The organism is Micromonospora sp. CV4 (assembly GCF_003667455.1).
GTDB lineage: Bacteria > Actinomycetota > Actinomycetes > Mycobacteriales > Micromonosporaceae > Micromonospora.
On the sequence record NZ_RCVI01000290.1, the window covers coordinates 1 to 13,517 of the forward strand.

11 protein-coding genes are annotated in these 13,517 nt (G+C 70.2%); 2 read left to right on the forward strand and 9 right to left on the reverse strand.

Translation table 11 applies throughout. The annotated features are described in order from the left end of the window. A partial coding sequence (locus EAD98_RS19295; protein ID WP_147457444.1) for a PhoX family phosphatase occupies positions 1-1,886 on the forward strand: 1,886 nt, incomplete at its 5' end. A 77-nt stretch (positions 1,887-1,963) separates the two neighbouring features. Here the strand turns inward: EAD98_RS19295 and EAD98_RS19300 are convergent. Then, complete coding sequence (locus EAD98_RS19300; protein WP_121655448.1) at positions 1,964-2,746, reverse strand: IclR family transcriptional regulator; 783 nt, start codon at positions 2,744-2,746, stop codon at positions 1,964-1,966. A 154-nt stretch (positions 2,747-2,900) separates the two neighbouring features. Here EAD98_RS19300 and EAD98_RS19305 point away from each other — a divergent pair, with 154 nt between their 5' ends. After that, on the forward strand, positions 2,901-4,130 hold the full coding sequence (locus tag EAD98_RS19305) for an MFS transporter (protein ID WP_121655449.1): 1,230 nt from the start codon (positions 2,901-2,903) through the stop codon (positions 4,128-4,130). Here the strand turns inward: EAD98_RS19305 and EAD98_RS19310 are convergent. The 8 genes from EAD98_RS19310 to nuoH form a co-directional block, all read right to left on the reverse strand. Beyond that, positions 4,106-5,179 carry a polyprenyl synthetase family protein gene (locus EAD98_RS19310; protein ID WP_121655450.1) on the reverse strand — a complete coding sequence of 358 codons (1,074 nt, stop codon included), beginning with the start codon at positions 5,177-5,179 and terminating at the stop codon, positions 4,106-4,108. The genes EAD98_RS19305 and EAD98_RS19310 overlap by 25 nt on opposite strands. Before the next feature lie 101 nt (positions 5,180-5,280). Then, positions 5,281-6,834 carry an NADH-quinone oxidoreductase subunit NuoN gene (gene nuoN / locus EAD98_RS19315; protein ID WP_121655451.1) on the reverse strand — a complete coding sequence of 518 codons (1,554 nt, stop codon included), beginning with the start codon at positions 6,832-6,834 and terminating at the stop codon, positions 5,281-5,283. A gap of 52 nt (positions 6,835-6,886) precedes the next feature. Continuing rightward, a complete protein-coding gene (locus tag EAD98_RS19320; RefSeq protein ID WP_121655452.1) occupies positions 6,887-8,422 on the reverse strand; it encodes an NADH-quinone oxidoreductase subunit M in 1,536 nt (511 codons plus the stop codon). Between the two features lie 64 nt (positions 8,423-8,486). Next, positions 8,487-10,412, reverse strand: a complete 1,926-nt coding sequence (nuoL, locus tag EAD98_RS19325) for an NADH-quinone oxidoreductase subunit L (RefSeq protein ID WP_121655453.1) — start codon at positions 10,410-10,412, stop codon at positions 8,487-8,489. 11 nt (positions 10,413-10,423) lie between these two features. Then, the gene (gene nuoK, locus EAD98_RS19330) at positions 10,424-10,741 is read right to left on the reverse strand and encodes an NADH-quinone oxidoreductase subunit NuoK (protein ID WP_121655454.1); all 318 of its coding nucleotides are present in this window, start codon (positions 10,739-10,741) and stop codon (positions 10,424-10,426) included. Next, complete coding sequence (locus tag EAD98_RS19335; protein ID WP_121655455.1) at positions 10,741-11,511, reverse strand: NADH-quinone oxidoreductase subunit J; 771 nt, start codon at positions 11,509-11,511, stop codon at positions 10,741-10,743. Before EAD98_RS19335 ends, nuoK begins: the two co-directional genes overlap by 1 nt. Further along, positions 11,508-12,149 carry an NADH-quinone oxidoreductase subunit NuoI gene (gene nuoI / locus EAD98_RS19340; protein ID WP_121655456.1) on the reverse strand — a complete coding sequence of 214 codons (642 nt, stop codon included), beginning with the start codon at positions 12,147-12,149 and terminating at the stop codon, positions 11,508-11,510. Before nuoI ends, EAD98_RS19335 begins: the two co-directional genes overlap by 4 nt. 1 nt (position 12,150) lies before the next feature. Beyond that, positions 12,151-13,503 (reverse strand): NADH-quinone oxidoreductase subunit NuoH, encoded by a 1,353-nt coding sequence (gene nuoH, locus EAD98_RS19345; protein WP_121655457.1) that lies wholly within the window; start codon positions 13,501-13,503, stop codon positions 12,151-12,153. Between the last annotated feature and the right edge of the window lie 14 nt (positions 13,504-13,517).

A 13,517-nucleotide genomic window follows, 5' to 3' on the forward strand; every position in this document is an offset into this window, starting at 1 on the left:
GGGGGGCGCCGGCCGGGGCCGCCCCCGCCGTTCCGGACGTTCCGGAGGCGTTCGGTTTCGGACGGCCCAGCACCGGTGTCGGCAGCGGGGCGTTGACCTTCAAGCCAATCCCGCCGAACAAGTTGGACACCCTGGTCGTGCCGAACGGGTACGACCACGCCGTGGTCATCAAGTGGGGTGACCCGGTGGTGCCGGGCGCGCCCGAGTTCAACGTGCACGGGCAGACCGCCGCGGCGCAGTCCAGGCAGTTCGGCTACAACAACGACTTCGTGGGCGTGCTGCCGCTGGACAAGCGAGGCAATCGGGCGCTGCTCGTGGTCAACCACGAGTACACCAACGAGGACCTGATGTTCCCGGGCTTCCCGGGGCTGGACGGCCTCTCGGTCGAGCAGCTGCGCACCGCGATGGCAGCGCACGGCATGTCCGTGGTGGAGATCGAGCGGGTCGCCGGCACCGGTCAGTGGAAGCCGATCGACAACGGCCGCCGACCGTACAACCGCCGGGTCACCGCGCACGCCACCAAGTTCGACCTGACCGGCCCGGCCGCCGGCTCGGCCTGGCTGAAGACCGCCGCCGACCCCAGGGGCCGTACGGTCGTCGGCACGCTGAACAACTGCGCCGGCGGCGTGACCCCGTGGGGCACGGTGCTCTCCGGTGAGGAGAACTTCAACCAGTACTTCGTCGGCGCCGACGGCGCACCCGCGGAGCTGAAGCCGAAGCTGGACCGCTACGGCATCAGCACGGCGTCCCGCTACCCGAGCGGCAGCCGCAAGTGGGAACGCGCCGACGAGCGCTTCGACCTGGCAAAGCACCCCAACGAGGCACACCGGTTCGGCTGGATCGTCGAGATCGACCCGTTCGACCCGGAGAGCCGCCCGCGCAAGCACACCGCGATGGGCCGGTTCAAGCACGAGGGCGCGAACGTGATCGTGGCGAAGGACGGCCACGTGGTCGCGTACATGGGTGACGACGAGCGGTTCGACTACCTGTACAAGTTCGTCTCGGACAAGAAGTTCCTCAAGGGCAACTCGTGGGCTGCCCGCAAGCACAACCTGACGCTGCTGGAGTCCGGCACGCTGTACGTGGCGAAGCTGGACCAGACCAGCGCGGCCGAGATCGACGGCTCGGGCGGGCTTCCCGCCGACGGCGCGTTCAACGGCCGGGGCCGCTGGATCAAGCTGGTCAGCGGCAACCGTTCGTTCGTCGACGGGATGACCGCCGCGGACGTGCTCACCTTCACCCGGCTCGCCGGCGACCGGGTCGGCGCGACCAAGATGGACCGCCCGGAGGACGTCGAGCCGAGCCTGCTCACCGGCAAGGTGTACGTGGCGCTGACGAACAACACCAACCGGGGCGTCGGCAGCAACCCGAAGGCCGACGAGGCCAACCCGCGCAACGCCAACAAGCACGGGCAGATCCTGGAGCTGGTCGAGGACCGGGGCGACAACACCGCCGAGACGTTCGCCTGGTCGCTGCCGATCGTCTGCGGCGACCCGACCGACCCGTCGACCTTCTTCGCCGGGTACGACAAGACGAAGGTCTCCCCGATCTCCTGCCCGGACAACGTCGCCTTCGACGCCACCGGGAACCTGTGGGTCTCGACGGACGGCAACGCGCTGGGCAGCAACGACGGCCTCTTCGCCACCGCCGTGGAGGGCCCGGAGCGCGGCCACCTCAAGCAGTTCCTGACCGTGCCGCTCGGCGCGGAGACCTGCGGCCCGTTCATCACCGGCGACAACCGTTCGGTGTTCGTCGCCGTGCAGCACCCCGGTGAGATCACCGGGGCCTCGGTGGAGAACCCGGCCTCCAACTGGCCCGACGGGGACTACGCCAAGCCGGGCGTGGTGGTCACCTGGCGCCTGGACGGCGGCCCGGTGGGCAGCTGACGTTGCTCCGGCGGTCCGGCGCTGGACCGCCACGAAAGGCCCTCTCCCAGCCGGGGAGAGGGCCTTTCGCCGTCGGGTCAGTGGTCGGCGGCGATGCCGTCGGCGACGGCGCGGGCCACCGTGAGCAGCTTCGCCCGGACCACCCGGGCGGAGGTCATCATCTCGCTGGCGGGCAGCGCACACGCCAGCACGACGCGGCGTTCCATGTCCTTGTCCGGCGTCACCAGCACGGACGCGCAGGCCACTCCCTGACGGAACTGACCCAGCTCCAACTGCATCCCACGCCGGTCGCCGGCGGCCAGGTCGGCCTCGAACGTCTCGGTGCTGGTCAGCGTCGCCGTGGTGAACGGGCGCATGCCGTACTCCCGCAGGTAGCGGAAGCGTTGTTCGGCGGTGAGGGTGGCGAGCAGGGACTTGCCGAGGGCGGTGGCGTGCGCCCCCTCGTCGAAGCCGGGAACCAGGTCCTCCAGGTAGGGCGACCGGGGCCCCTCGGCGACCGCCGTGAGGGCGACCTGGCCGCCGACGAAGCGGCCCAGGTAGTGGCTGTAGCCGGTGTCCCCGGCGGCCCGCCGCAGCGTCTCACCGACCGCTGGCGGGCCCCGGAACGCCGTCACCAGCTCCCGGTACCGGTCGGCGACCTCCAACCCCACGATGTACGTGCCGTCCTCCCGACGGATCACGTAGCCCTCGTAGGCCAGGGTGCGGACCAGGTGGTACGTGGTGGCCACGGTCAACTCGCACCGCCGGGCGATCTGCTTGACGGTCAGGCCCTTCGGGGCGCGACCGACCGACTCCAGCACCCGCAGCGCTCGGGACACGCTGCGGATCAGGTCCGAAGGTTCTGCCAAGGGGTCGCGCACAACCACCTCCGCCGCCGGGGACTTACACCATATGAAAAACAGGCCGGGTGCGAAATGCCTGTTCGGGTCGAGGATGCCAGATCACCATCCACGCGTTGTGCACCGACGGTCACCGGGAGTGGTCCGAGCGCGACTCGCGTAGGTTTGCCGGACGATGACCGACACCGCCCACACCTCCGCCCCGGACACCGCCCGGACCCGCCCGATCCGGGCCAGCGCCGGCGCTGTCCTCACCACCGTGGCCTGCGTGCTGCCCGTCTTCCTGCTCGGTGGTCTCGCCGTGCAGATGGGCGCGGACCTCGGGTTCTCCCCGGCCGGCCTCGGCCTGGCCGTGGCCGTCTACTTCGGGGTCAGCGCGCTGGCCTCGGTGCCCTCCGGCCGTCTGGTCGAGCGGTACGGACCGGCGCTGGTGGCCCGCTGCGGCATCGTGCTGGCCGCCGGGTCGATGCTGGCCGTGGCGGTGCTGGCCCGGTCGTATCCGGTGCTGGTCGCGCTGCTGGCGCTCAGCGCCGCCGCGAACGCCCTCGGCCAGTTGGCCAGCAACGCCGCGCTGGCGCAGCACGTCCCGACCCGACGGCAGGGGCTCTCGTTCGGCGTGAAGCAGGCGGCCATCCCGGTCTCCACCCTGCTGGCCGGGGTGGCGGTGCCCACCATCGCGCTCACCGCCGGCTGGCGCTGGGCGTTCGTGGCCGCCGCCGGTGCGGCGCTGACGACGCTGCCCGCCGTACCCCGGCAGCTGCCCGGCCGCGCCCGGCGGGCCGACGCCAAGCGTGCTGGCCGCGCCACGGCGGCCCTGGTGGTGATCGGTGTGGCGGCGACACTGGCCGCGGCCGCCGCCAACGCGCTGGGCACGTTCCTGGTGGACTCGGCGGCCGCCCGGGGGCTCTCGCCCGGCCTCGCCGGTCTCACCCTCACCCTGGGCAGCGCGGTCTGCGTGGCGGCCCGGGTCGGTGCCGGCTGGCTGGCCGACCGCCGCACCAGCGGCCACGTCGCGCTCATCGCCGCGATGCTGGTGGTCGGCGCCGGCGGGCTGGGCCTGCTCGCGCTGACCGGCACGGTGCCGCTGGTGGTCGGCGTGGTGCTGGGCTTCGGCCTGGGCTGGGCCTGGCCCGGCCTGGTGAACTTCGCGGTGGTCCGGCTCCACCCGCAGGCCCCGGCCGCCGCCACGTCGATCACCCAGACCGGGGTGTACGCGGGCGGCTGCCTCGGCCCACTGAGTCTCGGCCCGCTCGCCGCGCACCTCGGCTACCCGGCGATGTGGACCACGGCCGCGGTGTCCATGCTGCTCGCCGCCGCTCTGATGCTCGTCGGTAGCCGCCTGCTGACCCGGATCGCGGCCGGGGCGGGTCGAGCTGAGGATCAGCTGGTGCGGTCGGCGATGTAGTCGCAGAGCGATTCGAGGGCGCGGCGGGACGGGCCGGCCGGAAGCGGGGCCAGGCGCTCACGAGCGTCCTCGGCGTAGCTGCGCACGGTCTCCCGGGCACGCTTGAGCGCCGGGCTCTCCCGGAGCAGCCCCAGCGCCTCGGCGTGCAGCGCGTCGTCGGTCAGCGGGCCGGTGGCCAGGATCTCCCGCAGCCGCACCGAGGACGCGTCGAAGTCGTCCGCCGCCTGGGCGTAGAGCACCGGCAGCGTGGGGACACCCTCGCGCAGGTCCGTGCCGGGCGTCTTGCCGGACTGCACCGACTCGGAGGCGATGTCCAGCAGGTCGTCGGAGAGCTGGAAGGCGACGCCGATCGTCTCGCCGTATCCGGCCAGCGCCTCGATGTGCTCGGTGGAGGCGCCACCGAACATGCCGCCGAACTGGGCCGACGTGGCGATCAGGGAGCCCGTCTTGTCGGCGATCACGCTCAGGTAGTGCGCGACCCTGTCGTCGCCGGCGCGCGGCCCGACGGTCTCGGCGATCTGGCCGTGCACCAGGCGGGCGAAGGTCCGCGCCTGCAACCGGACCGCCTCCGGACCCAGGTCGGCCGCGATGTCGGCGGCCCGGGCGAAGAGGTAGTCACCGACGAGGATGGCCACCGAGTTGGTCCAGCGCGAGTTGGCGCTCGGAGCGCCCCGGCGCACGTCCGCCTCGTCCATCACGTCGTCGTGGTACAGCGTGGCCAGGTGGGTGAGCTCCATCACCACCGCCGCCGAGACCACCTGCGGGCTGGTCGGGTCACCGAACTGGGCGCCCAGCGCCACCAGCAACGGCCGGAACCGCTTCCCGCCGGCCTCGAGGAGATGCCGGGCGGCCTCGGTGACGAACGGGTCGGCGCTGGCCACACTGGCCCGCAGCTCGACCTCGACCCCGTCCAACAGCCTCAGCACGGACGCCTCGACGCGGGGATCGGCGAGATGAAGGCCGAGCGCGCCGAACTGACTCGTGCTCGCCCGACCCCGGCGACCGCCGGAGCCGGTGGCACCTGAACGCTCGCCAGCCGGAATCACCACGCATCAACCATGCCACACCCGTTCTACCTGCTCCGGGCCGGGGATACGCACCGGGGGCCGGCACGCGAACACGTGCCGGCCCCCGGTTGCCGAGGCTCTGGTCATCGTACGAAGTCAGCGGCTCCGGTTGCCAGGTCGAGCAGCGGCGCCGGCGCGATGCCCAGCACCAGGGTGGCCAGCACGCCGATCATCAGCGCGGCGGAGGTGAGGCCGCCGGGCACGGTGACGGTCGGCGTGGACTCGCCCGGCTCGGAGAGCCACATCATCACCACGACCCGCAGGTACGGGAAGGCCAGCACCATGCTGGTCAGCACACCGGCGATCACCAGCCAGGCGTGGCCACCGTCCAGCGCCGGCCCGAAGACCGCGAACTTGCTCGTGAAGCCGCTGGTGAGCGGGATGCCGGCGAAGGCCAGCAGGATGAACGTGAACAGTCCGGCGAAGAACGGCGAACGCCGGCCCAGCCCGGCCCAGCGGGACAGGTGGGTGGCCTCCCCGTCGTCGTCCCGGACGAGGGTCACCACCGCGAACGCGGCCAGCACCGAGAAACCGTACGCGACCAGGTAGAACATCGTGCCGGAGAGCCCCTCGCTGCCCGGCGACAGCACACCGACCAGCAGGTAACCGGCGTTGGCGATCGAGGAGTACGCGAGCAGCCGCTTGATGTCGGTCTGGGTGACCGCGAGCACCGCGCCGACCAGCATGGTCAGCACCGCCACCACGCCGAGCACCGGAGTGAAGTCCCAGGCGGCGCCGGCGAACGCGACGTGGAAGACGCGCAGCAGCGCGCCGAACGCGGCGACCTTGGTGCAGGCGGCCATGAAGCCGGTGACCGGGGTCGGCGCGCCCTGGTAGACGTCCGGCGTCCAGACGTGGAACGGAGCCGCCGCGGCCTTGAAGAGCAGGCCGATGGCGAGCAGCCCCATGCCGGCGAAGAGCAGCACCCGGCTGGCCGGCGACTCGGTCACCGCCGCGTTGATGGTGGCGAAGTCGACCCCCGCCACGCGGCCCGGGATGCCGGCGGTGAAGCCGTAGATCAGGGCCACGCCGAACAGGAAGAACGCCGAGGCGTACGCGCCGAGCAGGAAGTACTTCATCGCCGCCTCCTGGCTCAGCAGCCGCCGGCGACGGGCCAGCGCGCAGAGCAGGTACAGCGGCAGCGAGAAGACCTCCAGCGCGATGAACATCGTCAGCAGGTCGTTCGCCGCCACGAAGATCAGCATGCCGCCGATCGCGAACGTGGTGAGCGGGTAGATCTCGGTGAGGCCGTTACGCCCCTCGGCCTGCCGCCGGTCGTCGGCCGACTCGGCGGTCACCGCGGCCTGGGCGACGAACGCCCCACCGCGCTCCACCGAGCGGTCACCGATCAACAGCAGCGCCATCGCGGCCAGCACCAGGATCGCGCCCTGGAGGAAGAGCGTCGGCCCGTCCACCGCGAGAGCCTGGCCGGCGGTGATGATCCGGTCGTCGGCGTTGAGGACCACCATCGTCAGCGCGGCGAGGACGGCCAGCAGGGCCAGCGTCAGCTGCACGACGTGCCGCAGGCGCCGGGGTACGAAGGCCTCGACCAGCACGCCGAGCAGGGCGACGCCCAGCATGATCAGGATCGGGGCGAGCGCCGCATAGTCGAGCGACGGCAGTTTCAACTCGGTCACCGGGCTAACCTTTCGTTCGCGACTGCGGGGCTCGCAAGCTCACTCCTCGCGCTCACCGGCCTGCCTCCTGGACGGTGCCGCCCACCGACGGGGCGGGGTCGGTCCTGCCGATGTCGTCCATGGTCGCCTGGACGGCGGGGTTGATCACGTCAGTGACCGGCTTGGGATAGAAGCCGAGCAGCACGATCAGCGCGATCAGCGGGGCGACCACGAACTTCTCGCGCAGGTTGAGGTCCTTGCGCATCCCGTCGACCTCGGTCAGTGCCGGGTTGAGCGTGCCCTGGGTGGTGCGCTGCACCATCCACAGCACGTACGCGGCGGCCAGGATGATGCCGAGCGTGGCGATGACCGCGACCGGCTTGTTCACCGTGAAGGTGCCGATCAGCACCAGGAACTCGGAGATGAACGGCGCGGTGCCGGGCAGCGCGAGCGAGGCGAGACCGGCGAAGAAGAGCACCCCGGCGAGCACCGGAACCAGCTTGCCGGCACCCCCGAAGTCACTGATCAGGGCCGAGCCGCGCCGGGCGATCAGCATGCCCACCACGAGGAAGAGCAGGCCGGTGGCCAGACCGTGGTTGAGCATGTAGAGCACCGCGCCGGTGCCGGCCTGGGTGGTGAAGGCGAAGATGCCCACCCCGATGAAGCCGAAGTGCGCGATCGAGGTGTACGACACCAGCCGCTTGAGGTCGTTCTGGCCGACCGCCAGCAGCGCGGCGTAGACGATGCCGATCACGCCCAGCGCCAGCGCCCACGGCGCGAACCACTTGGACGCCTCGGGGAACAGCGGCAGGCAGTAGCGCAGGATGCCGAACGTGCCGACCTTGTCCAGGACGCCGACCAGCAGCGCCGCGGCGCCCGCGGGTGCGGCGCCACCGGCGTCCGGCAGCCAGGTGTGGAACGGGAAGAACGGCGCCTTGATGGCGAACGCGAGGAAGAAGCCGAGGAACAGCCAGCGCTCGGTGCCGGTGCTGATGTCGACCTGCGACAGCGCCTGCCAGTCGAAGGTCTTGCCGCCGACCACCCACAGCCCGATCACCGCGGCCAGCATGAACAGGCCGCCGACGAGCGAGTAGAGGAAGAACTTCACCGCCGCGTACTGCCGCTGGTGGCCGCCGTAGCTGCCGATGAGGAAGTACATCGGCACCAGCATGACCTCGAAGAACACGTAGAACAGGAAGACGTCGGCGGCCGCGAAGACGCCGATCATCGTGCATTCGAGGACCAGCAGCAGCGCGAAGTAGACGGGCACGGACCGCTTCGACGACTCCGCGTCGTGCCACGACGCCAGGATCACCAGCGGCACCAGCACCGCGATCAGCATCAGCATCACCAGCGCGATGCCGTCGGCGGCGAAGGTGAAGCTGACACCCCAGTTCGGGATCCACGAGTACGACTCGCGGAACTGGAACCGGTCACCGCCGGCGTTGAAGCTGACCCACATCACCACCGAGAGCACCAGCACCAGCAGCGACCAGGCGAACGCCACCTGCTTGGCCAGCTCCGGCCGGTGGCGCGGCAGGAACGCCACGACCAGGGCGCCGACCAGTGGCGCCACGGTGAGCACCGAGAGGAACGGGAAGTTGGACATTATGCGGCCTTACCTCCGTCGTCACTGCGTGGTCCGCCGGCGGGGGCGGCCGGAAAGAGGTCGATCACGCCAACCACCCGGCCTGCACCGCCAGGAACGCCGCCATCACCAGCAGCGCACCGGCCAGGATCGAGGTGGCGTACGAGCGGACGAAGCCGGTCTGGAGCCGCCGGAGCCGGCCCGAACCACCGCCGACCGCGGCGGCGAGCCCGTTGACCAGCCCGTCGACGCCCCGGTTGTCGAGGAAGACCAGCGCCCGGGTGAGGAAGATGCCGGGCTTCTCGAAGACCGCCTCGTTCACCGCGTCGGTGTAGAGGTTGCGCCGGGCGGCGGTGACCAGCACACCGGCCGGCTGCGGCGCGGTGGCCGTACCGGCCCGGAACAGGAACCAGGCCAGCCCGGCGCCGAGCACGGTGACCAGCAGCGACAGCGTGGTGATCACGGCGTGTGAGAGGACCGCCTCGTGCTCGGCGTGCTCGCCGCCCAGCCCGCCGGCCGCCGTCAGCCAGTCCGGCACCGACGTGGAGAGCAGGAAACCGGCGCCGACCGAGCCGATCGCCAGCAGGACCAGCGGAATGGTCATCAGTGCCGGCGACTCGTGCGGGTGCTCGATGTCCTCGGTCCACCGCTTCGGGCCGTGGAAGGTGAGCACGAAGAGCCGGGTCATGTAGAACGCGGTCAGCCCGGCGCCGAGCAGCGCCGCCCCGCCGAAGAGCCAGGCGGTCCAGTCCTCCCGCTCGAAGGCGGCCACGATGATCGGCTCCTTGGAGAAGAAGCCGGAGAACGGGAACATGCCGATGATGGCCAGCCAGCCCATCATGAAGGTCAACCAGGTGATCTTCATGTGCTTGGACAGCCCGCCGAAGCGGCGGATGTCCACCTGGTCCTTCATCCCGTGCATGACCGAGCCGGCGCCCAGGAACATGTTGGCCTTGAAGAAGCCGTGCGCCAGCAGGTGCACGATGGCCAGCGCGTACGCGCCACCGCCCAGGCCGACGCCGAGGAACATGTAGCCGATCTGGCTCACCGTCGACCAGGCCAGCACCCGCTTGATGTCGTCCTTGGCCGCGCCGATGATGCAGCCCATCAGCAGAGTGAGCGCACCGACGCTGACCACCACGAGCTGGAGCGTCGAGTTCGCGGAGAAGATCGGGTTGGAGCGGGCGATCAGGTAGACGCCCGCCGTGACCATGGTGGCGGCGTGGATGAGCGCCGACACCGGGGTCGGGCCCTCCATGGCGTCCGGCAGCCACGCCTGGAGCGGGAACTGGCCGGACTTGCCGGCCGCGCCGAGCAGCAGCAACAGGCCGAGCACCAGCACCGTGGCGCCGGTCAGGGCGCCGACGCCGTTGAACACCTCGTCGTACTGGGTGGTGCCCAGCGTGGCGAACATGATGAAGATGCCGATGGCCAGGCCGGCGTCGCCGACCCGGTTCATCAGGAACGCCTTCTTGCCGGCGGTGGCCGCGCTCGGCCGCCCGTACCAGAAGGAGATCAGCAGGTACGACGCCAGACCGACGCCCTCCCAGCCGAAGTACAGCATCACGTAGTTGTTGCCGAGCACCAGCAGCAGCATGGCCGCGACGAACAGGTTGAAGTACGCGAAGAACCGGCGGCGGCCCCCGTCGTGCGCCATGTACTCCACGGCGTACAGGTGGATTAGGAAACCCACCCCGGTGATCAGCAGCACGAAGACCGCGGCCAGCGGGTCGAACAGCAGACCGAAGTCGACGCGGAGGTCACCGACCGCGATGAAGTCCCAGAGGCTCAGCTCGACCGACTTGTTCTCCAGGCCGCGCAGCTGGAAGAAGGAGGCCAGGCCGAGCACGAACGCGGCACCGATGGCGGCGACGCCCAACCAGTGCCCCCAGCGGTCGGCCCGCCGGCCGAGCAGCAGCAGGATGGCCGCGCTGACCAGCGGGATCGCCACCAGCAGCCAGACGCTGCCGAGCAAGCCCGTGGCACCGGCGTACTGCACAGTCTCTTCCACTTGCTTGCCCCTTAGTACTTGAGCAGGTTGGCGTCGTCGACGCTCGCGGAGCGTCGAGTCCGGAAGATCGACATGATGATCGCGAGACCGACCACGACCTCGGCCGCCGCCACCACCATCACGAAGAACGCCATGATCTGGCCGTTGAGGTCACCGTTGATCCGGCTGAAGGTGACCAGCGTCAGGTTGGCCGCGTTGAGCATCAGTTCCACGCACATGAACAGCACGATCGCGTTGCGCCGGACGAGCACCCCGGCGGCGCCGATGGTGAACAGCACCGCGGCGAGAACCAGGTAGTAGTTCGGCTCGACCGAGAAGAACCCGTTCATTACTTGTCCGTCCCCTTCAGCGAAGTCTCCTCGGCGGTCAGCTCGCGCTGCGGAAGGATCGCCGGGGTGCTGCGGTCGGTCAGGCGGCCGTCGGGCAGCCGGGCCGGGGTGGCCACCGAGGAGGAGGTCGCGAAGACGCCGGGGCCCGGCTTGGGGCCGGGGTAGTTGCCCGGCGCGAAGCGCGCCCGCATGGTGGCCGGCTGGTCCATCTTGTCCTGCTTGCGCCGCTCGACGTGCGCCAGCACCATGGCGCCGACCGCCGCGGTGATCAGCAGCGCCGAGGTCAGCTCGAACGCGAAGACGTACTTGGTGAACAGCAGCCGGGCGATGCCTTGCACGTTGCCTTCCGCGTTGGCCTGCTCCAGGCCGACCGCGGTGGTCTTCTCCAGTGCGTGGTAGACGCCGCTGCCGACCAGGCCGGCGAAGCCGAGCCCGAGCACGATCGCGGCGACCCGCTGGCCGCGCAGCGTCTCGATCAGCGAGTCGGTGGAATCCCGACCGACCAGCATCAGCACGAAGAGGAAGAGCATCATGATCGCGCCGGTGTAGACGATGATCTGCACCATGCCGATGAACGGACCGGCCTGGAGCACGTAGAACACGCCCAGACAGAGCATGGTCAGCACCAGCCAGAGCGCCGAGTGCACGGCATTGCGCGCCGCCACCATGCCGATCGCGCCGATCAGCGCCAGCGGGGCGAGGATCCAGAAGGTGACCGCCTCGCCGCCGGGCACCGAACCCGCCGCGGCGAGCACCGTCTGCGTGGTCATGCTCCGTCTCCCTTACCCGCGCCGGCTCGCTGGGCCGCCTGCTCGGCGCCCGGGAACGTCACGCCGGGGTGCTCCTCGACCTGGTAGCGGCCGGGGCCCATCGGGGACGTCTCGGCACCCGCGGAGGTGCCCGGGTTGTCCAACGCGCCCACGTAGTAGTCCTTCTCGCTGTCGCCCAGACGCATCGGGTGCGGCGGCTGCTCCATGCCTTCGAGCAGCGGTGCGAGCAGCTGCTCCTTGGTGAAGATCAGATCCTGCCGATTGTCCCGGGCCAGCTCGTACTCGTTGCTCATGGTGAGCGACCGGGTCGGGCAGGCCTCGATGCACAACCCGCAGAAGATGCACCGGGCGTAGTTGATCTGGTAGACGCTGGCGTACCGCTCGCCCGGCGAGAAGCGCTGCTCGTCGGTGTTGTCGCCACCCTCGACGAAGATCGCGTCCGCCGGACAGGCCCAGGCGCACAGCTCACAGCCGATGCACTTCTCCAGCCCGTCCGGGTGCCGGTTGAGGATGTGCCGCCCGTGGTAGCGCGGCGCCGACACCGGCGGCTTGAACGGGTAGTCGGTGGTGACGACCTTCCTGAACATGTGCGAGAAGGTGACCCCGAAGCCCTTGAACGTTCCGGTGATCGTGCCCATGTCACACCTCCCTGGAGTCCGAGCCGGTGGCGATGTTGGCCGGCTCCCGCTCGGCGACCACGCGCGTGATACGCGGGCTCGGTGGTACCTGAAGATCCATCGGTGGCAGCGGGAAGCTCCCGTACGGGCGGCTGTCCACCTGTTCCTGCGGCGTCGGCTTCGGCTGCGGCCGGCGGCTGGGCCAGAACAGCGTGGCGATCAGCAGGATGCCGGCCGGGATGCCGACGGCGATCAGCTTGCCGCGCGTGTCCCAGTCCTCGATGGAGCGCAGGCCCGACAGGACCAGGATCCAGACCAGGTTGATCGGCAGCAGCACCTTCCAGCCGAAGCGCATGAACTGGTCGTAGCGCAGCCGAGGCAGCGTGCCCCGCAGCCACACGAAGACGAAGACCAGCGCGATCACCTTGCCGAAGAACCAGAGCATCGGCCACCAACCGGAGTTGGCGCCCTCCCAGATGGTGATCGGCCACGGCGCGCGCCAACCACCGAGGAACAGCGTGGTGGTGACCGCCGACATGGTCACCATCGCGACGTACTCGCTGAGCATGAAGAGCGCGAACTTCAGCGAGCTGTATTCCGTCATGAAGCCGGCGACCAGCTCGGACTCGGCCTCGGGCAGGTCGAACGGGGCCCGGTTGGTCTCACCCACGGTGGCGATGAAGAAGATGATGAAGCTGGGCAGCAGCAGGATCGCGTACCAGCCCGGCGCCGGGAGCTGCTGGCCGAAGATGGTCAGCTGGGTGCCGGAGCCCTGGGCGGCGACGATCCCGCTGGTGCTCATCGTGCCGGCGGTCATGAACACCGCCACGATGCTCAGCCCCATGGCGACCTCGTAGGAGATCATCTGGGCGCTCGACCGCAGACCGCCGAGGAGCGGGTACGTCGAGCCGGAGGCCCACCCGCCCAGCACGATGCCGTAGACGCCCATCGAGGAGCAGGCCAGCAGCAGCAGCACCGCCACCGGCACGTCGGTGACCTGCAACGGCGTGTGGTGGCCGAAGATGCTCACCATCGGGCCGAACGGCACCACCGACAGCGCGGTGACCGCGCAGATCACCGAGATGGTCGGGGCGAAGAAGTAGACGACCTTGTCGGCCGCCTTCGGCAGGATGTCCTCCTTGAAGGCCATCTTCAGACCGTCGGCCAGCGTCTGCAGCAGGCCGAACGGGCCGACCTGGTTGGGGCCGGGCCGCACCTGCATGTAGCCCACCACGCGCCGCTCGAACCAGACGCCGAGCAGCGTGGCCAGCAGACCGAAGGCGAACGCGAAGACAATCTTGATGAGGACCAGCCACCACGGATCCTGGCCGAAGTCGGCCAGCGTCGGATCCTGGGCCAGGTAAGACGGGCTCACTGTGCCCACCTTTC